We start from the raw sequence: 18544 nt of genomic DNA, 5'->3' as shown, positions 1-18544 counted from the left end.
CTACAACTCTGCGTCATCCGAACGCACCGGAGATTACTATGACCCTGCACTCAACATCCAGCCCTGCGCCGGCTCAGCCGGCTGCGGTGCCACCCCGCCATGAAACGCTCAGCGAACAGGATTTCCAGGACAGTGAGCAGGCGGCCGCCAAAGCCTTTCGTCGCATTCTGCCGTTTATCTTTATCTGTTACGTGGTCAGCTACCTTGACCGCACCAACGTCAGCTTCGCCGCGCTGGGCATGAACGCCGATCTCGGCATCACCGCCGAACAGTTTGGCTTCGGCGCGGGCATGTTTTTTATCGGCTATTTCCTGTTTGAAATTCCCAGCAACCTGATCATGCAAAAAGTGGGCGCGCGCATCTGGATCGCGCGCATCATGATTTCGTGGGGGTTGATTTCGATGGCGACCGCGTTCATCAGCGGCCCCGTCAGCTTTGCCATTGCGCGCTTCTGTCTCGGCGTAGCAGAGGCCGGCTTTACCCCCGGCATCTATCTGTTCTTTACCTACTGGTTCCCCGGCAGCTGGCGCGCCAAAATCACCGCCGCGTTCCTGGTCGGCATTCCGGTGGCCAATATCATCGGCTCACCGATTTCCGGCGCGCTGATGCAGATCACCGGCCATGAGCATATCCGTAACTGGCAGTGGCTGCTGTTGATTGAAGGCTTACCGGCGGTGATCCTCGGCGTCATGTGCCTGTTTGTGCTGAGCGACCGGCCGGAGAAAGCGCGCTGGCTGGCGCCGCGTGAACAGCAGCTGCTGAGCCGGCGGCTGGCTGATGAGCAGCAGCAAATCGCGGCAACGCACGGTTCCCAGATGCGCGACGCGCTGCGCAATCCGCTGCTGTATCTGCTGGCGTTTATTAACTTTTGCGGCATTGTGGGTTCGATCGGCGTGGGACTGTGGATGCCGCAGATCATCAAACAGCTCGGCGTGAGCCATACGGCAACCGGCTTTCTTGCCGCGCTGCCCTATGTCTGCGGTGCCGTGAGCATGCTGTTGTGGGCGCGCCGCGCTAATGCATCAGCGCACCGTATTCGCTGGATCAGCGGCGCGCTGGTGATCGCCGCCTTAGCCCTGATGTGCAGCGCGCTGAGCGATGCGCCGGTGATCAAAATGCTGGCACTGTGCTGCACCGTCAGCGGTATTCTGGCGTTTCAGGCCTCGTTCTGGGCGCTGCCTTCCGGCTTTTTGACCGGCAATGCCGCGGCAGGCGGCTTAGCTATGATTGTCTCGATTGGTAATCTCGGCGGCTTCTTCGGCCCGTCGCTGATCGGCTATGTGCGTCAGTCTTCCGGCGGCTTTATGTGGGCGCTGCTGGCGGTGGCGGCAGTCCTGATGATTGGCGCACTGGCGGTCGCCATGGTGAAAGATCCGTGGCGCCAGCGCAGCGCTGAGCAGAGATAATAACGCCGCGTTTCCCGGTGTGCCTGTGGCGCATCGGGAAACGGATGTTTTAGAGGATGAAAGCAGGATAACGTCAGACGTGATGAGCCAGATGCGTGCCCTCCCTGGCACAGGCTCATGAGATTATTTCCCGGTGCTGGCCACCGGCTGTTCCGCTTCAACGTGCAGCTTTTTGCTGCGTCCCATCAGCAATACCGCAATGCCGCCCGCCGCGCACAGCAGCGCCAGAGGAATCATCGCCATCGCATGGCTGCCGGTTTTCTCATTAATGATGCCGTAAACGTTCACCATCAGTCCGCCACCAATCAGGTTGGCCATCGCGCCGATAGCAGCCAGACCGGCCGCTGCGGTGGTTGAGGACATCCAGCCCGAGGCCAGCGCCCAGAACGGCCCTTTCATCGAGTAAGCACCAATCAGCACCAGTGACAGAATCACCACGCTGCCCGCCAGCGTATCGGTCAGGAACGCCGCCAGCAGTCCACCGGCAATCAGGAACAGCGTCAGCGCGGTGTGCCAGCGACGCTCACCGCTGCGGTCAGAGCTGCGGCCCCAGACAATCATCAGAATCGATGCCAGACCGTACGGGATCGCATTCATCAAACCGGTGGTGAAGTTATCCAGGCCAAATGATTTCAGCAGCTGCGGTGACCAGACGCTCAGCGTCGAACCCGCTGCCGACGCGCCGGCGTAAATCAGCGCCATCACCCAGATATGCTTGTGGCGCAGCAGCTGCCACAGGGTGATATGACCAATCGCTTTGCGCTGGGCATTCTCTTCAGCCAGTTTGCCGCTCAGCCAGTTGCGCTGTTCGCTGGTCAGCCAGTGGGCATTTTCCGGACGGTTACTGAGCAGGAAGAAAGCCAGCACGCCCAGCACAATCGCCGGGAATCCTTCGATGATAAACAGCCAGTGCCAGCCGCGCAGGCCGAACCAGCCGTCCATCGTCAGGATTGCGCCCGAGATCGGCGAGCCAATAAAGTTGGCTGCTGGGATCGCCACCATAAAGGTCGCAATCACGCGCGCGCGATATTTCGCCGGAATCCAGTAAGTCAGATAAAGGATCACGCCGGGAAAGAAGCCGGCTTCGGCGGCGCCCAATAGAAAGCGCAGCACGTACAGCATTTCCGCACTGCTGACGAACGCGGTGCACACCGAGACAATGCCCCAGGTCACCATGATGCGCGAAATCCAGATTTTGGCGCCAATCTTCTGCATCGCGAGGTTGCTTGGCACCTCAAACAGAAAATAGCCAACAAAAAACAGGCTGCTTGCCAGGCCAAACACCGCTTTGCTCAGCCCGAGATCTTCATTCATTTGCAGGGACGCCATGCCGATGTTGCCGCGATCGATAATGGCGATCAGATAGCAGACGATCAGAAACGGCAGAATGCGCCAGATGACGCGTTTTACGGTCTGCTGCTCAATATCGAGCACAGCGGCCGCGCGGGTTATCTTGTCAGACATAGAGTTCCTCACAGAGTCATGGCTTAACGCAAATCGGCCAGAGTTGTTGTTTTACTCTGTACAACATGTGTGTACATAGTAAAACCATTATGTTTGGCCGCGCGACCCTGCGCAGAAAAATGTGTCCGGGCTGCGTGATTTGTCACAAAAAGGTAGCCAGTTGATTATGGATATGTGATGCAGTTGTCAGTTTCTGCTGCAGCACGGGAAAATACCAGCATTCATTCCGTCAGGCGACAGTGGAATTACTTTGCAACATCTTGCCGTTTACCCGCGGCGTCATTCTGCGGTATACCCATTGCCTCACCGCGTAACGCGCTTATCAGGATGCAAAAATGTTCGTAAAGCACTATGACGTAGATGAAAGCCATATCGATTTTCAGGGCGTGGTCGACGGGCTGTACTACCCGTTTTACATGGAGTGGACGCGCCACGCTTACATGCGCGAGGCGCTGGGTATCGACATTGAAGAAGAGTTCAGTCAGGGCAAGATTTACATGGTGCTGGAGTACACGCTGCGCTTCCGCAAGAGCCTGGTGAAAGGCGATAAGGTGGAAGTCACCTGCGCGCTGGAGCAGAATGAGAAGCGCAATCGCGTGAACTTCGTGCAGCAAATCAAGGTCGACGGCGTGGTGTATGCCGAGGCCACGTTTGTCGCCACCTGCCTCGCCAATGGGCGCCCGTCAATGCCGGAAGCGGTAACGCGCGCGCTCGGTCTGTAACGTTACAAAGTATGTGGCAGCAGCCTGCTTTATGCCTGCTGCCACTCTGCAATCAGCGTCTCCACCAGCTGTGCCGCCGGCAGCGCGCGCACCCGCGCCACGCCCTGACCGGCCCACTGGGCACCGAAGCCGTCCTCGCCGTGCGCAGCCGCCGCTGCCGCCAGGGCTTTTCCCAGCGCATAGGTCAGCGGATAGTCGGGAATCTCCTCCGGCGTTGCGTCATGGCACAATTCACAAAATGCGTTGCGCACGCAGCGCGCCTGACGCCCGGAGATCGCCGCCGTCATTACCGTGCCACGCTCGCCAGCTGCCAGCAGCGCGCGACGATAGGCCACACTGGCCGCCGATTCGGGACACAGCACAAACGCCGTACCGAGCTGAACGCCGCTGGCACCCAGTTTCATCATCGTCGCGGTGCCGGCACCGTCCATCACGCCGCCCGCTGCCACCACCGGCAGCGCGGTGTGCTGACGAATCGCCTGCACCAGCGCAACGGTCGAAAGCTGCTGGTCTGGCGCGCCCGGATCAAAATGGCCGCGATGGCCACCGGCTTCATAGCCCTGCGCCACAATGATATCGATACCGCTGCGCGCAACTGCCCGCGCTTCCTGCGGACTGGTGGCGGTCGCCAGCGTGACAATGTCACGTTGTTTAAGCCGGGCGATGGCCGTGGCATCGGGAATGCCGAAATGGAAACTGACCGCCGCCGGCCGCGCCTGCTCCAGCACCGTCAGCATCGCCTCATTGTGCAAAAAGCTTTGATAGATCTCCGTTAATGCTGGCGGCAGCGCCGTCTGGTACTGCGTAAACTGCGGACTGAACCGGCTGATCCACGCAGCCTCGCGCGCGGCATCCCGCCTTGCCGGCGCGTGACAAAATACGTTGACGTTGATCGGGGCACGCGTCAGTGCCTGGGTGTGGGCAATCATTTCTGCCGCCTGCTGCGGCGTCACCGCGCCAACGCTAATCGATCCCAGCGCCCCGGCATTGGATACCGCTGCGGCCAGCTGCGGCGTAGCGACACCGGCCATCGGTGCCTGAATCAGCGGATACTGCAGTTTTAACAGCTGGCACAGCGCGGTCGTCATGGTGGTTTTTCTCCAGGCCGTCATCGGGCGTTAATTGCGTCACGTCTCGGGCATTAACATACATTTAACATGCATCTTTTAACAAGTCCGCTGGGCACTTTTCTTACCCGCACGCGCGGCGTTGATCACTTTTTTCTCACATTTTTAACGCCACGGTCGATAATCAAAGTTGCATAGCAAAATCAGCTTTCAGCTTGCGCTGTAACAACATCAGGCAGGTAACACCATTACACACCCCACCTGCGCACATCGGTGCGCAGCGAGACAGCAGCCTGTGCCTGTGGCACGGCTGTAATGGACAACCGGGGAAATCATGCGGTGCCGTCCACTGGACGCGCCGAATGCGTTAGCACGCGCGCATCTGCGCCTGCATTTCGTTCAACAGCATACCAAGCGCCTGAGGTCTCTCATGTTCGGGGTGAAAAAATCGAGCCTTTCTCTGCCATTTGCCAAAAGTGGCGACGTTGCTAAGGATATTGAAGCGATAAAGCAGCATGTTGCGTGGATTGAGTTTTCACCGGCCGGTGAAATCCTCAGCGCCAATGCACAATTTTTACAGGTCACCGGCTATCAGCTGCATGAAATTCAGGGACAGCATCACCGGATTTTCTGCAGCCCTGCTTATAGCCAGTCTTCCGACTATTACGCCTTCTGGCAAACGCTGGCCGCCGGCGAATCGGTGAACGGCATTTTTGAGCGTTTCAACAAGCAGCATCAGCGCTTCTGGCTCAGCGCGACCTATTTTCCGGTGAGCGATGAGCGCGGCAAAGTGTACAAAGTGATCAAGGTCGCCAGCGACATCACCGCCCGCCATCAGGAGCTGGAACATAAAGAGGCGGTGATAACGGCGCTGGACCGTTCGATGGCGGTGATTGAATTCACGCCGGACGGTCACATCATTACCGCCAACGCCAACTTCCTCACTCACATGGGCTATACCCTGCCAGCCATCGCCGGCCAGCATCATCGCCTGTTCTGCTTCGACAATTTTTACCGCGAGAATCCGGACTTCTGGCGCAAAATCGGCAACGGTCAGCATTTTGTCGGTCGCTTTGAGCGTAAGACCGCCAGCGGCGAGCGCATCTGGCTGGAGGCGAGCTACAACCCGGTGTTTGACGGCGACGGTAAGGTCTACAAAGTGATTAAGATCGCCTCGGATATCACCGCGCGCGTTGAAGCGGCGAAGCGCGTGGCGGATATCGCACTGACCACCTCTGAGCAGACCTCACAAATTACCGATAACGCCAATGAAGTGCTGGATGAAACGGTGCGTAACTCCGGACTGGTGGCGCAGCAGGTGAATGCCGCCGCCGAAATTGGCGCGCAGCTCACCGCCTCGGCCAGGAGCATCAGCGACGTGGTGGAAACCATCAACCTGATTGCCTCACAGACCAACATTCTGGCACTGAATGCCGCCATCGAATCGGCACGCGCTGGCGAGGCCGGACGTGGCTTCAGCGTGGTGGCAGGTGAAGTGCGCCGCCTGGCGGCCTCGACCGCCAGCGCCACCAAACAGATATCAGTGGTCGTGGAGCAAAATGCCGACCTGATCCAGCAGATGTATCAGCAGCTGGATGAGGTCAGGCAATTTGTGGTGACCGAACAGGAGAAGATCAGCGTGCTGTCGCGCAGCCTGCGGGAAATCAACAGTGGCGTACACGAGTTTGTGAACGTCATTCACCGGCTGGATGTGTGACAGCGTACGCGGGAGCGCTGGCTCCCGCGCGATTACAGCCCGCTGCCCGCCTGCGGCGCGGGCTGCCGCTTCCACTTCAGCGCGTTACGCAGCGCCGGTTCGGCATATTTACTGATCAGCCAGGCAACGTAATACAGTACGCTGGCCACCACCACCGGCAGCATCGTCATCACCGCCTCATTTTTGATATAGCCATTAAGCTTAATCAATATCGCGATCATTAAATTTTCATGAATCAGATACAGGGCGTAACTGACAAATCCGATGGCGGTGAAAAAGCGCAGGGAAAGCCAGCGCTCAATCTGTCTGGAATAAAAGCTGGCGATAAAAAACAGCATTACCAGTAGCAGCGGTATCACGGCGACCACGCCGCTGTTTTTAACGTAGTAGCTGAAATTAATCAGCAAGGCCAGCGCGGTCAGTGCGTAGTGATAACGTTTATCGCGCCCGTGCAGACGTTCATAAACCAGACAGCCGACCATAAACCAGGCGTAGTGAATAAAACCGAATTTTGAAATAACATCGATTAATAATGGATGGCCGAGTGATTTCAATACCGATGAAGCGGAAAGTAATAACATCGGCACAATCAGCGCCGGCAGACAATATTTACGTCCGAGGGTGAAATAAACCGCGCCAATAATCAGATAAAACAGCGCTTCAACATAGAGAGACCAGAACGATCCGGCCATGGAGCGGAATTCAATGCCGGTGAGCTGCGTCAGCGTCTCAGGATTAATAAATATCAGACCGGGCAGCAGGTTGCGGCTTTCCGGTGTCATCAGCGACCACTCCGGAAAAAAGCCGCCGGCAACGTACAGCAGCAGACTGGCTATCAGCATCGCCGGAAACAGACGCAGCCAGCGTTTTTTGAGAAAGCTGAGGTAGCCGGATGATTTATCCAGCGTCATAAATATGACAAAGCCGGAGATCATAAAAAACAACTGCACGCCGACCCAGCCAAATGCCAGCAGCGGAATATGCTGGGTAGTGGCGGCATACGGCAACAGTTCGGGCCAGCGAGCATAGGCGTGATAAGCAATCACCAGCAGGATCGCTAATCCGCGCATGCCATCAAGATGCGTGATACGTGGTTGCATAAGTGGTCTCTGGAAAGAGGAGCAGATGGGTTTCAGCAAATTAGCACTGACAAAGATTTACACTCAACAAGAATAGTCCTGGATAACGCATCATCATTTAATCAGGAAATTCTTCAGGTCCTGAACGTTAAATCACGCTCTGATAAATTATGGCTGTAATATATTTATCGTCATCAGCATGAAATAAACACTAAGCTATTAACGCAACGGGGAAAGTTTACCGGCATTCGCCGTATTGCACTGGCGGAAACGCAGCGGCAGGGCCTTTTATTAACACACTTTATGCAGATCTGATTACACCACGGCATCGTCGGGCTTCTGGCCGAATATGCGATCTGTTTTTGCCGCTCCGCTCACGCTTTTTTTACTTTTTCGCCCAGGTTCGGCGCAGTCATGCCGATACTCATAACGTACTTATGAAATATCATTTTACTGGTTTGTGATAAGTCTATGATGGCGAAACGTTCACTGATGGATTTCCCGACCGATGGTCGGATGCGCGGACTGATGCGCCAGCCGATGCTGCTGATGGTGCTGCTGATTTTTCTCTCCTTTATGGTGGCGCTGGTGACGCTGTGCTTTATCGCCAGCGATCTCAACCAGCAGGAGGCGCGGCAAAACCGCCTGCTGCTGGAGAAGGCGTTGCAGACGCGTCAGGAAGTGATGCATTTTCACCTCTCCGATAATGCAGAATGGGGCGAAGCCTACCAAAACCTGCACCGCACGTTGAATACTGACTGGGCGTGGACGCGGCAGAATCTGGGTGAGTCGCTGTTCCAGACCTTTGCCTACGAGGGCGTGTTTGTCATCGCGCCGCGCGGCGACACGGTTTACAGCGTGATCGACGGTCAGCTGCAGCAACGCGATTTCACCGGCTGGCTCGGTCGCCAGCAACTGCCCGCGCTGCGTCAGCAGTTACAGCACAATGACGGTAAGGCGCTGTCGCGCTTTGTGGTGGTAAATCAGCAGTTAGTGCTGCTGTGCGCGGCATGGATCACCACCGGTGGCGATAACAGCGTGCCGCAGGTGCCCGGTGCGCCATCGCTGATGATCTTTGCCGATCGCCTGACGCCGCAAAAATTACAGCAGCTGGGGCACGAGTACGGCATCAACGCGCTGCGGGTGGAATTCGCTGTACCCCGCGCGCCAGTGGCGGAAAGCCTGCGCCTCGCCGCCGACGGCCATGACGCCACGCTGCGCTGGACCAGCAGCAACCCCGGCGGTAAATTGCTGACCGCCCTGCTGCCGCTGCTGGTGATCGCCATGCTGATCACCCTGTATGGTGCCATCATGCTGATGCGCAACGCGCTGCGTAAAGCGCAGCTCAATGATGAAAATACGCTGCTGCTGGCGCAAAGCCAGCGGGCGCTCAGCGCCAGCGAACGCCGCTTCCGTGATATCGCCGAAATTACCACCGACTGGATTTGGGAGATGGACGAACAGCTGCGCTTCAGCTGGGTTTCCGGCCGTTTCCCGGTAGTGACCGGGTTTACCAGCGAGGAGTGGCTGCAGCGCACGCTACTGGATTTCCTGCTGTGCGATGAGCACCAGCGCGCCCGGCTTTTGCAGCTGGCAGACTCGGGCGGTCAGCTCACGCTGAACGGCTGCCGCTATCTCTCCGCCCAGCATCAGCCGCGCTACTGCAATCTGACCCTCAAGCGCGTCAGCCTGGCGCACGGCGTCAGCGGCTTTCGCGGCAGCGCCAGCGACGTAACGCTGGAAGTTGAAGCGCAGGCACGCGCGCACTATCTGTCGCACTTCGATGAACTGACCGGACTGGCCAACCGCGTGCAGATGCGCGAATTCCTCACGGGGCAGCTGAGCCTGCCACTGCCGGCGCAGCCGCTGCTGGCGATGATCATGATCGACCTGGATAAATTCAAACCGGTCAATGATCTCTACGGTCATGCAGCGGGCGATCAGGTGCTGCATGCGGTATCAGATCGTATCCGGCGCACGCTCAACGGCAATGGCCTGGTGGCGCGGCTCGGCGGCGATGAGTTTGTGGTGATTCTGCCGGAGGCGGGCAGCCGCGAGCAGGTCGACGCGCTGTGTCAGCAGCTCATCGCCCAGCTCAATCTGCCGTTTCCGGTGTACGACAACGACATCCACATCGGCGGCAGTCTCGGCATCGCGCTGGCACCACAGGATGCCGACAACGCCAGCGATCTGCTGCGCTTTGCCGACATCGCGCTGTATAAAGCGAAAAACAGCGGCCGCAACCAGTGGATATTTTTCGACCGTGACATGGAAGAGAAAATTGTGCAGCGGCGCGAAATGGAGCATGAGCTGCGCGCAGCGCTGCAGGAGAACCAGCTGCGGCTGGTCTATCAGACGCGCTATGACCTGATCGCGCAGCGCATCAGCGCGGTCGAGGCGCTGGTACGCTGGCAGCATCCGCGGCTGGGCTTACTGATGCCCGATCAGTTTATTCCGCTGGCCGAAGAGACCGGCCTGATCAGCGCGCTGAGCGACTGGGTGCTGCTCAATGCCTGCGAGGACATCGCCCGTTACCGGCCGGAAATGGCGGTTTCAGTGAATATTTCCGCCAGCGAATTGCAGGATAGCGCCTTAGCCGAACGCATCACCCGGGTGCTGCAGCTCAGCGGTCTGCCGAGCCAGCGGCTGGAAATTGAAGTCACGGAAAACGCGCTGCTGAGCGATCCGGACAAAACCCTGGCGGTGATGCAGGCGGTGAAAGCGCTGGGGGTGAGATTTCTGATTGATGATTTTGGCACCGGCTATGCGTCGCTGTGCTACCTGCGTGCCTTCCCGTTCGATGGCATCAAAATCGATAAATCCTTTATTTTTCCGCTGGCCGATTCGCCCCAGGCGCGCCAGGTGGTGGAAAACATGATTGGACTCGGCAAAGCCTATTCCCTGTCGGTAACCGCGGAAGGCGTGGAAACGCCGGTGCAGATGTCGCAGCTGCAGGAGCTGGCGTGCGATGCCATTCAGGGTTACTACATCGGACGACCGCTGCCGCTGCCGCAAATCTCGACCGAGCCGCCGCAGAGTGAACCGGCGCTGCACATGAATATTTAATAAAAGGTGGCGATCCCTCGCCAGAGGTGATTACAGCGACTGGTGCGCGGTTTCTTTGGCTTTCCATAAGGCAAACAAAGTAATCGCCAGCGCCAGCGTCACATACAGTGACACCCACAGCGTGCTGCCCAGCTCTTTGTACAGCGAGGTAATGATCAGCGGGGCAAAACCGCCGCCGATGATGCCGGCCAGCGTATAGGCCAGTGACGAACCGGCATAGCGCACGTGGCTCGGGAACTGCTCGGTGACAAACGCCGCCTGCGGACCGTACATCACGGCGTGAATCAGCAGGCCAATCACCACCGCCAGCACAATCAGCCACGGCTGGGTGCTGTCGAGCAGGACAAAAAACACAAACGACCAGACAATAGCCAGCAGCGCGCCGGCAATGTACACCGGACGGCGGCCCAGGCGGTCGGACAGCGCGCCAAACAGCGGCACCGTCAACGCGTTGCCAATCGCGCCGACCATCGTCGCCATCAGCGCCAGCGGACGCGGCAGCTGTAACACGGTGGTGACGTATGTCAGGGTGAACACCACCACCAGCGCGTACAGCACATCAGAGCCGATGCGCGAGCCGCCGGCGATCAGCAGTTCACGTGGATAGTGCAGGAACACCTCTTTCAGCGGCGTGTGGCTGGTTTTCTCTGCCTGCTGCATCGCCACGAAAGTCGGGGTTTCTTCCACGCCGCGCCGCAGCCACAGGCCAAACATCACCAGCAGCAGACTGAGCAGGAACGGGATGCGCCAGCCCCACTCCTGAAACTGCTCGCCGCTGAGTGACAACGTCACTAAAGTGATAAAGCCGGTGCCAATCAGTGTGCCGCAGGAAGGCCCGACCTGGGCGAACGAGGCGTTACGCCCGCGCTTACTGGCTTCGCCGTGCTCCATGGAGAGCAACACCGCGCCGGCCCATTCGCCGCCCAGCGCGATGCCCTGCACAAAGCGCAGCGCCACCAGCAGAATCGGACTCCAGATGCCCCACAGCGCATAACCGGGCAGCATGCCCATCAGCGCCGTGGTCACGCCCATGATCACCAGCGTGGTGATCAAGACCGCCTTGCGCCCGGCAACATCCCCGAGATGGCCAAAGATAAAACCACCCACCGGACGTGATACATAACCGACCGCGTAAGTTGAAAACGCCAGAATGGTGCCGACCAGCGGGTCGAAGCTGGGGAAAAACACATGGTTAAATACCAGCGCCGCCATGATGTTGTAAACGGTAAAGTCGTACCACTCCAGCGCGGTGCCGATGGAGCTGGCCGCGGCAAGACGGCCGGTGTGGGTTTTCCCTGCTGCGGCACGCGCGGCGTGCGGCAGAGTTGAATCAGTATTCGCCATGAGCCATCTCCTGTTTAGTGAGCTGCCAGCTAAGCGCATAAAATTCAGCGCGGGCATTGAGCGCGTGTGCCGCGGCGGCCGCCAGTGTCTGGCAGGCATCGGCGCACGAACAGCTGAGCAGCAGCATCGGCTGCATGGCGCGCTGCGCCCGATCTTCCTGTGGCAGCGGCGTGCTCAGCGTGGTGTCCGGCGTGAGTAAGCGCGAGGCGATATAGCCCGGCACCGTGGCAACCTGCTGCTGCCAGGCGTTGAGCGTTGCAGTTTCAATGCCAGCCTGTAGCGTCAGCACCGCAAGGTGGCTGCCGCTGCCCTGACCGTGCTGCTGAGTGATGGCGCACACGCGGCGCATCGGTTTGATCATCCGCTCCAGGTTTTTTACCGACCACGGCGTCTGGCGCGTGAAGGCGGCGTAGTAATCGGCGCTGGTGAAGGTTTCCAGCGAGCGGGTTTCATACAGTCCGAGGTACTTGCGTTCAGCATCCAGCGCCTGATAGCGCGTGCCGCTGAGAAAGCCGTCAATGGCAACGCGCTCGGCGACATGTTCATGGTCATACCATTGATTGAAATCAGCTTCGTTTTCAGCGGCGACGTTGGTGGCGACGAACAGCATGCCGTGAGGATGTGTCATTTTCAGAGACTCCGTTGCAGGATGGATTCAAGCGCCAGCGCCCAGCTAAGCAGCGCGGCATCGTGGCCATGAGTGGCGGCCAGCATCAGACCCACCGGCGCACTGCCGGGCTGATGACAAGGCAGGGAGATGGCGCAGCCGTCCAGCATGTTGATCACGCTGGTGTTGCGCAGCATCAGCAGGTTGACCTGGCGATAACGCTCCGCGTCGTCGAGTTCGGCGATGGTCGGCGCAATCAGCGGCACGGTGGGCAGCAGCAGACCATCGAACGGTGCCACCGCCTGCTCCACCCGCTGCCGCCAGTCGGCGCGCTGCTGATACAACAGTTGTGCGTCGGCCTCATTCAGTAACGCGCCGCGCTCAATGCGCATCCGCACCTGCGGGTCATAACCCGCCGCGTGCGACTGCAGCAGCGACTGATGCCACTGCCAGGCTTCCCAGGCGGTGATGCCGCCACGGGCGTTCATGGTTTCCAGTTCCGCCAGTTCAGACAGCGGCAGCTCGGTGAGCGTGGCACCTTGCGCGCGCAGCTGTGCCAGCGCGTGGTGCCACGCCTGGCTGACCGCGAGATCCAGCCCGTCCAGCACCCGGGTCTGTGGAATCGCAAAGTGCGCCCTCGTGATATCACGCTCTGTCAGCTGCAAAGGCCGATCGGCGATGACGCTGTCGAGCAGCCAGCAGCTGCGCACGTCATGGGCAATTACGCCAATACTGTCGAGTGCCGCCGATAACGGTAGCGTGCCGGCCTGATTGATGCGGCTGGCGCTGGGTTTGAAGCCGGTCAGCCCACACAGCGCCGCCGGTATCCGCACCGAGCCGCCGGTGTCCGTGCCGACCGCCGCGAGGCACATGCCGTCGGCCACCGCCACCGCCGCGCCGGATGAAGAACCGCCGGGAATGCGTTTTTCGCCGCGCTGCCATGGGTTAGCTGGCGTGCCGTAGTGCGGATTGATACCGAGCCCGGAAAAAGCGAACTCGGTCATGTTGGTTTTGCCGATGATAGCGGCACCGGCCTGTTTCAGTTGCTGCACGATATGCGCGTCGCGCGCGGCGGGCGGCGCATCCGCCAGCACGCGCGAGCCAGCGCAGGTGGGTTCGCCCGCCACATCAAACAGGTCTTTGATGCTGATTGGTAGTCCGTCAATCGGGCTGCGCGGCTGCTGCTGTTGCCAGCGCGCATCAGCCTGCTGCGCCTGCTGAACGGCGCTGTTGGCGTAGGTCCGCGTAAACACGCGTGCGCCTTCGCCCGATGGCTGCTCAGCGGCGCGTAGTGCCTGTTGCGTCGCGGCGCTTGCGGTGAGGTCTCCGGCGCGCAGTTGCTGGCTCGCCTGCCATAAGGTGGTCATACGCGTCTCCTCAGGCAATCACCGGCAGCGTGCCGGTGACATAGTGGTGTTCCAGCGTGCGATTCAACAGCGGATCGTGCAGCGCCATGCGGAACTCGCTGGCCGGACGGATGCCGCCAATCGCGCTCAACGTGCCGCATGACATCGCAAAGCCTTCACTGACCGGGCGATCGCCAAAGTAGCGCGCCAGCAGATCCATCGGCGTGAGCAGAGATGCCAGCGTGCCCTGCTGATAAGTCACCCAGTCGCCGTTGACTTTGATCCACGCGCGCAGCTCCAGCCGATCCCAGTGCGGCTCAACCTCTGCCATACGCCACGCATGACCGGCGACCGGCTTAACGCAGGCCTGCTTCGACAGTGCCACGCTGAAGGTTTCCAGGTGACGGTCGGTGTGATCGGAAATCAGCGACACCCAGTATTCGCCGCGATGGAAAAACACAAACGGCTCGGCTTCGCCGGAGGTTTGCTCGCCCACCACTTCCAGCGGGCTGTGCTGCGCCAGCTGCTGGGTGGCTACGCGATAAAACAGCGGGAATGCACCAGGTGCGGGCACGCCCAGCGCCTCCAGCTCCCTGATATGGTGCAGCACCGCCGCCTGGTCGCGGCCAACCCATCCGGCAATGACCAGCTGCTTAATGTCGACATCCAGCACCGGGGCGGCTTGTGAGTCGGTTGTAAAGCGTAAATGCATGCGATGATCTCCTGATGAAAAATGCGTGTGAAATTTCACTGCAATTTCAAGATAGCCATTTTCATGCCAGGTTTTTGTGTAAGATGTCTCAGTACCCCAATAAGGATCTGCGTGATGAGTGATTCAATTGCTGAAAATGTGAAGTCACAGGCCGGACAAAAAAGCGTTTCATTGAATGAACAGGCCTATCTGGCGTTCAGGCATCGCCTGATTACGCTGCGCTATAAGCCAGGTGAATATCTCAATACCGCGCAGGTGATGGAGGATCTGGCAATGGGCCGCACGCCGGTTAACCAGGCGGTACACCGGCTGGCGACCGAAGGGTTACTGCAGATTATCCCGCGTAAAGGGGTGATGGTGGCACCGCTGTCGATTGACGATGCGCTGGAGCTGATTGAAGTGCGGCTGGTAAATGAAGCGCTGTGCCTGCGGCTGGCGACGCAGCGCGTGAATCCGGCGCAGATTGCCCAGCTACAGGCGCTGAATCAGCGCATCGCCGCCGCCAGCGTGGCGCGCGATCGTGAGCAGATGATGCTGCTGGACCGCGAGTTTCATCAGGTGCTGGCTGACATCGCCGGCAACGGTCGTCTGTCAGATATTCTCAGCATCATCCATGCCCAGGCGCAGCGCTTCTGGGCAACCACGCTGTCGAGCGCGCAGCACATGCAGGAGGTGATCGCCGAGCATGACGCAATCATTGCGGCGCTGGCGCAGGGTGACGTAACACGGGCAGAAGACGCCGCGCGCGTGCACATCTATTCGTTCAAGCAGGCGCTGCTGAACGCCTGATTTCAGCCAGGGTAAAACGGGCCGGGACCAACGGATTCACGCATAATCAGCTCGCCGGCAAAGGTTTTGCGGTTACGCATTTCGCCGCCGTCGAGCATCGACACCAGGCGTTCAATGGTCTCCTCGATCATGCCGGTCACCGGCATGCGCACGCTGGCCAGCGCCGGAATGGTATAGGGCGCCAGCGGAATATCGTCGAAACCCAGCACCGCCACCTGCTGCGGCACGCGGATGTTATGCGCCGCCAGCGCTTTCAGCGCGCCCACCGCCATCTCATCGTTACTGGCGACCAGCGCGCTGAACGGTTTACCACGCGCCAGCAGCGTTTCCACTGCCGCCGCCCCGTGCTGCGCCTGCCATTTTCCCTCCACCACCAGTGCGTCATCCGCCACCAGCTGATGCTGCGCCAGTGCCGCGTGATAACCCGCCAGCCGCTCGCGCCCGGTCGGCGAGTCGAGCGATCCGGTGATAAAAGCGATATCGCGATGGCCGAGTGCAATCAGCTGCGCCACCGCCTCGGCGCTGGTGCGCTGCTGATCGGAGTAGATGCAGTAACTGTCGTGCTGACGCAGCCGCCGGTTGATTACCAGAATCGGATGGCGGTGCTGGGCAATGATGCTGTCCATTTCATCAATGGTGAGAAAACGCGGATAGATGATCACGCCATCGCAGCGCAGATCGAGCAGAAACTGAATCGCCGCACGCTCCTCTTCGGCGCTGTGTTTGCCGTCCACCAGCAGTAGCTGACGGCCCTGCTGCTCAAGAATACGCGCCGAATGCTGCATCATTTCACTGAAATAGCTGCCGGTATACAGCGTGTTGGTGATCACCAGGCCAATGGTCTGGCTGGATTTTGTCGCCAGATTGCGCGCCAGCAAATTCGGCCGGAAGCCGGTCTCGGCAATCGCCTGGTACACCCGATCGCGCTTCTCCTGGCTGACGTAGCCGTTACCGGACAACACGCGCGACACCGTCGCTTTTGACACGCCGGCCTTTTTTGCCACCTCAAGTATGGTTGCCATGCTTCACTCTGCTTCGCTGCTCATCGCCTCAGTGTACCTAAGCGATGAATAAGACGGGGAATTTTCTTGTCGCCCTGCGCCTGCGGGTGAAGATCCCGCCGCACGCCAGCCGATCAACATCACAAAATTAAAACGAAGATAGCGATATTTCTTGTCTGAATGAATGCGTCTGTTCATGATTTTGTGAAACCGGTTTCTCATGAACACATAACAGCCAGACGAAACCGACGTTTCCTCTACCCTACAATCAGAGACAAACATTCATGGCGACCAACTACGCTGACGCCGCACGAGCCATTGTGGCCTCGCTCGGCGGATTAGAGAATATTGAAGCCGTTACCCACTGCATGACACGCCTGCGCTTCGTGGTGAAAGACAGCGCGCGCGTCGACAACGCCACACTGAAAGCCATTCCCGGCGTGATGGGCGTGGTGCACACCGACAGTCAGTGTCAGGTGATCATCGGCAACAACGTTAATCTCGCCTTTCAGGAAGTGATGAAACTCGGCACGCCGGGCAACAGCGGCAGCGCGCCGGTGAAACGGAAAATCACGCTGCGCAGTATCGGCGCGGGCATTCTCGATGCGCTGGTCGGCACCATGTCACCGCTGATCCCGGCGATCATTGGCGGATCGATGGTGAAACTGCTGGCGATGATGCTGGAGATGAGCGGCGTGCTGCCCAAAGGCTCGTCGACGCTGATCATCCTGAATGTGATTGGTGATGGCGCCTTCTTCTTCCTGCCGGTGATGGTGGCGGCTTCGGCAGCGCTGAAATTTAAAACCAATATGTCGCTGGCGATTGCCATTGCCGGCGTGCTGGTGCATCCCAATTTTATCGACCTGATGGCCAAAGCGGCGCAGGGTCAGGTGGTGGAATTCGCCTCAGTGCCGGTCACCGCGGTGAAATACACCTACACGGTGATCCCCGCGCTGGTGATGACGTGGATTCTGTCGCACATCGAATACTGGGTCGATCGCTTTACCCCGGCGGTAACCAAAAACTTCCTTAAACCGATGCTGATTGTGCTGATTGCAGCCCCCATCGCCATCGTCTTTATTGGCCCGCTCGGTATCTGGATAGGTAGCGGTATTTCGGCGCTGGTGTATACCATTCACGGTTATCTCGGCTGGCTGTCGGTGGCGATCATGGGCGGGCTGTGGCCGCTGCTGGTGATGACCGGCATGCATCGCGTGTTTACCCCGACCATTATTCAGACCATCGCTGAGACCGGCAAAGAAGGCATGGTAATGCCGTCGGAAATTGGCGCCAACCTGTCACTGGGCGGCTCATCGCTGGCGGTGGCGTTCAAAACCAAAAATCCGGAACTGCGGCAGACGGCGTTCGCGGCGGCAGCTTCCGCCATCGTCGCCGGCATTTCCGAACCGGCGCTGTACGGCGTGGCGGTGCGCCTGAAGCGCCCGCTGATTGCCAGCCTGATCAGCGGCTTTATCTGTGGTGCGGTGGCCGGCATTGGCGGCCTCGCCAGCCACTCGATGGCCTCACCGGGCCTGTTTACCAGCGTCCAGTTTTTCGATCCCACCAACCCGATGAGCATCGTCTGGGTGGCTGGCGTGATGGTGCTGTCAGTGGTGCTGTCGTTCATTTTGACGCTGATTCTTGGCTTTGAAGATATTCCGGTGACAGAGACCGCGCCGCGCCCCGGCAAGTCGGAAGCGGCAAAGCCGGTCAGCGCGAATTAATAATGGACTGTGATTGAGGTGAGTGATGTCTGAAGTGACATTTCCTGCGGGATTTTTATGGGGCGGCGCGTTAGCCGCCAACCAGTCAGAGGGGAGTTATCGCGCCGGCGGTAAAGGCTTGACCACGGTGGACATGATTCCACACGGCGAGCACCGCATGGCGGTTAAGCTGGGGCTGGAGCCGCGCTATGCGCTGCGCGACGATGAGTTCTATCCGAGCCACGACGCCATCGATTTTTATCACCGCTATAAAGAAGATATCGCCCTGATGGCGGAGATGGGCTTCACGGTGTTTCGCACCTCCATCGCCTGGAGTCGCATTTATCCCAACGGCGATGAACTGACGCCGAACGCGGCAGGTATCGCCTTCTATCGCAGCGTATTTGAAGAGTGCCGCAAATACGGCATCGAACCACTGGTCACGTTGTGTCACTTCGATGTGCCGATGCATCTGGTCACCGAATATGGCTCGTGGCGCAACCGTAAAATGATCGATTTCT

General features: G+C 59.0%; 15 protein-coding genes. 7 read left to right on the top strand and 8 right to left on the bottom strand.

Going from position 1 to position 18544, the window contains the following annotated elements; all coding sequences use genetic code 11:
* Positions 1 to 38: 38 nt before the first annotated feature.
* Entirely contained in the window at positions 39 to 1406 is a 1368-nt protein-coding gene (locus tag ABVR31_RS19245) for an MFS transporter (protein WP_372774133.1), read from the top strand.
* Between the two features lie 123 nt (positions 1407 to 1529).
* Here the strand turns inward: ABVR31_RS19245 and ABVR31_RS19240 are convergent, their stop codons facing one another.
* Entirely contained in the window at positions 1530 to 2870 is a 1341-nt protein-coding gene (locus ABVR31_RS19240; RefSeq protein WP_336699353.1) for an MFS transporter, read from the bottom strand.
* A 335-nt stretch (positions 2871 to 3205) separates the two neighbouring features.
* Between ABVR31_RS19240 and ABVR31_RS19235 the strand changes: the two genes are divergently transcribed.
* Positions 3206 to 3592: a thioesterase family protein gene (locus ABVR31_RS19235; RefSeq protein ID WP_021509508.1), complete on the top strand. Its 387-nt coding sequence runs from the start codon at positions 3206 to 3208 to the stop codon at positions 3590 to 3592.
* 29 nt (positions 3593 to 3621) lie between these two features.
* On the opposite strand, the gene ABVR31_RS19230 is transcribed toward ABVR31_RS19235, so the two are convergent.
* Positions 3622 to 4680, bottom strand: a complete 1059-nt coding sequence (locus tag ABVR31_RS19230) for an NAD(P)H-dependent flavin oxidoreductase (protein ID WP_372774130.1) — start codon at positions 4678 to 4680, stop codon at positions 3622 to 3624.
* A 409-nt stretch (positions 4681 to 5089) separates the two neighbouring features.
* Between ABVR31_RS19230 and ABVR31_RS19225 the strand changes: the two genes are divergently transcribed.
* Positions 5090 to 6376, top strand: a complete 1287-nt coding sequence (locus ABVR31_RS19225) for a PAS domain-containing methyl-accepting chemotaxis protein (protein WP_215800954.1) — start codon at positions 5090 to 5092, stop codon at positions 6374 to 6376.
* Positions 6377 to 6408: 32 nt separating this feature from the next.
* On the opposite strand, the gene ABVR31_RS19220 is transcribed toward ABVR31_RS19225, so the two are convergent.
* Positions 6409 to 7476, bottom strand: coding sequence for an acyltransferase (locus ABVR31_RS19220; protein WP_150360223.1), 1068 nt, complete (start codon positions 7474 to 7476; stop codon positions 6409 to 6411).
* Positions 7477 to 7926: 450 nt separating this feature from the next.
* On the opposite strand from ABVR31_RS19220, the gene ABVR31_RS19215 reads away from it, so the two are divergent.
* The gene (locus ABVR31_RS19215; protein WP_372774127.1) at positions 7927 to 10521 is read left to right on the top strand and encodes an EAL domain-containing protein; all 2595 of its coding nucleotides are present in this window, start codon (positions 7927 to 7929) and stop codon (positions 10519 to 10521) included.
* Between the two features lie 30 nt (positions 10522 to 10551).
* Here ABVR31_RS19215 and ABVR31_RS19210 read toward each other — a convergent pair whose 3' ends face one another.
* From ABVR31_RS19210 to ABVR31_RS19195, 4 genes are read right to left on the bottom strand one after another with little or no spacing between them, the layout of a single operon-like run.
* Positions 10552 to 11865 (bottom strand): MFS transporter, encoded by a 1314-nt coding sequence (locus ABVR31_RS19210; RefSeq protein ID WP_372774125.1) that lies wholly within the window; start codon positions 11863 to 11865, stop codon positions 10552 to 10554.
* Positions 11852 to 12493, bottom strand: a complete 642-nt coding sequence (locus ABVR31_RS19205) for a DUF4286 family protein (protein WP_262258544.1) — start codon at positions 12491 to 12493, stop codon at positions 11852 to 11854. The genes ABVR31_RS19210 and ABVR31_RS19205 overlap by 14 nt, the downstream gene beginning before the upstream one ends.
* A 2-nt stretch (positions 12494 to 12495) precedes the next feature.
* Positions 12496 to 13839 carry an amidase gene (locus ABVR31_RS19200; RefSeq protein ID WP_372774123.1) on the bottom strand — a complete coding sequence of 448 codons (1344 nt, stop codon included), beginning with the start codon at positions 13837 to 13839 and terminating at the stop codon, positions 12496 to 12498.
* Positions 13840 to 13849: 10 nt separating this feature from the next.
* Complete coding sequence (locus ABVR31_RS19195) at positions 13850 to 14530, bottom strand: DUF2848 domain-containing protein (protein ID WP_372774121.1); 681 nt, start codon at positions 14528 to 14530, stop codon at positions 13850 to 13852.
* Between the two features lie 114 nt (positions 14531 to 14644).
* On the opposite strand from ABVR31_RS19195, the gene ABVR31_RS19190 reads away from it, so the two are divergent.
* On the top strand, positions 14645 to 15319 hold the full coding sequence (locus ABVR31_RS19190) for a GntR family transcriptional regulator (protein ID WP_150059067.1): 675 nt from the start codon (positions 14645 to 14647) through the stop codon (positions 15317 to 15319).
* Positions 15320 to 15321: 2 nt separating this feature from the next.
* On the opposite strand, the gene ABVR31_RS19185 is transcribed toward ABVR31_RS19190, so the two are convergent.
* Positions 15322 to 16341, bottom strand: a complete 1020-nt coding sequence (locus ABVR31_RS19185; RefSeq protein WP_150059068.1) for a LacI family DNA-binding transcriptional regulator — start codon at positions 16339 to 16341, stop codon at positions 15322 to 15324.
* 263 nt (positions 16342 to 16604) lie between these two features.
* Between ABVR31_RS19185 and ascF the strand changes: the two genes are divergently transcribed.
* Entirely contained in the window at positions 16605 to 18044 is a 1440-nt protein-coding gene (gene ascF / locus ABVR31_RS19180) for a PTS cellobiose/arbutin/salicin transporter subunit IIBC (protein WP_325924267.1), read from the top strand.
* A 25-nt stretch (positions 18045 to 18069) separates the two neighbouring features.
* Positions 18070 to 18544 (top strand): family 1 glycosylhydrolase (locus ABVR31_RS19175; protein WP_372774118.1); only part of this gene is annotated, 475 nt, incomplete at its 3' end.

This window comes from Pantoea sp. WEP, assembly GCF_041678305.1.
GTDB classification, from domain to species: Bacteria; Pseudomonadota; Gammaproteobacteria; order Enterobacterales; family Enterobacteriaceae; genus Pantoea; species Pantoea dispersa.
This window is presented reverse-complemented; position numbering and strand designations above follow the sequence as displayed.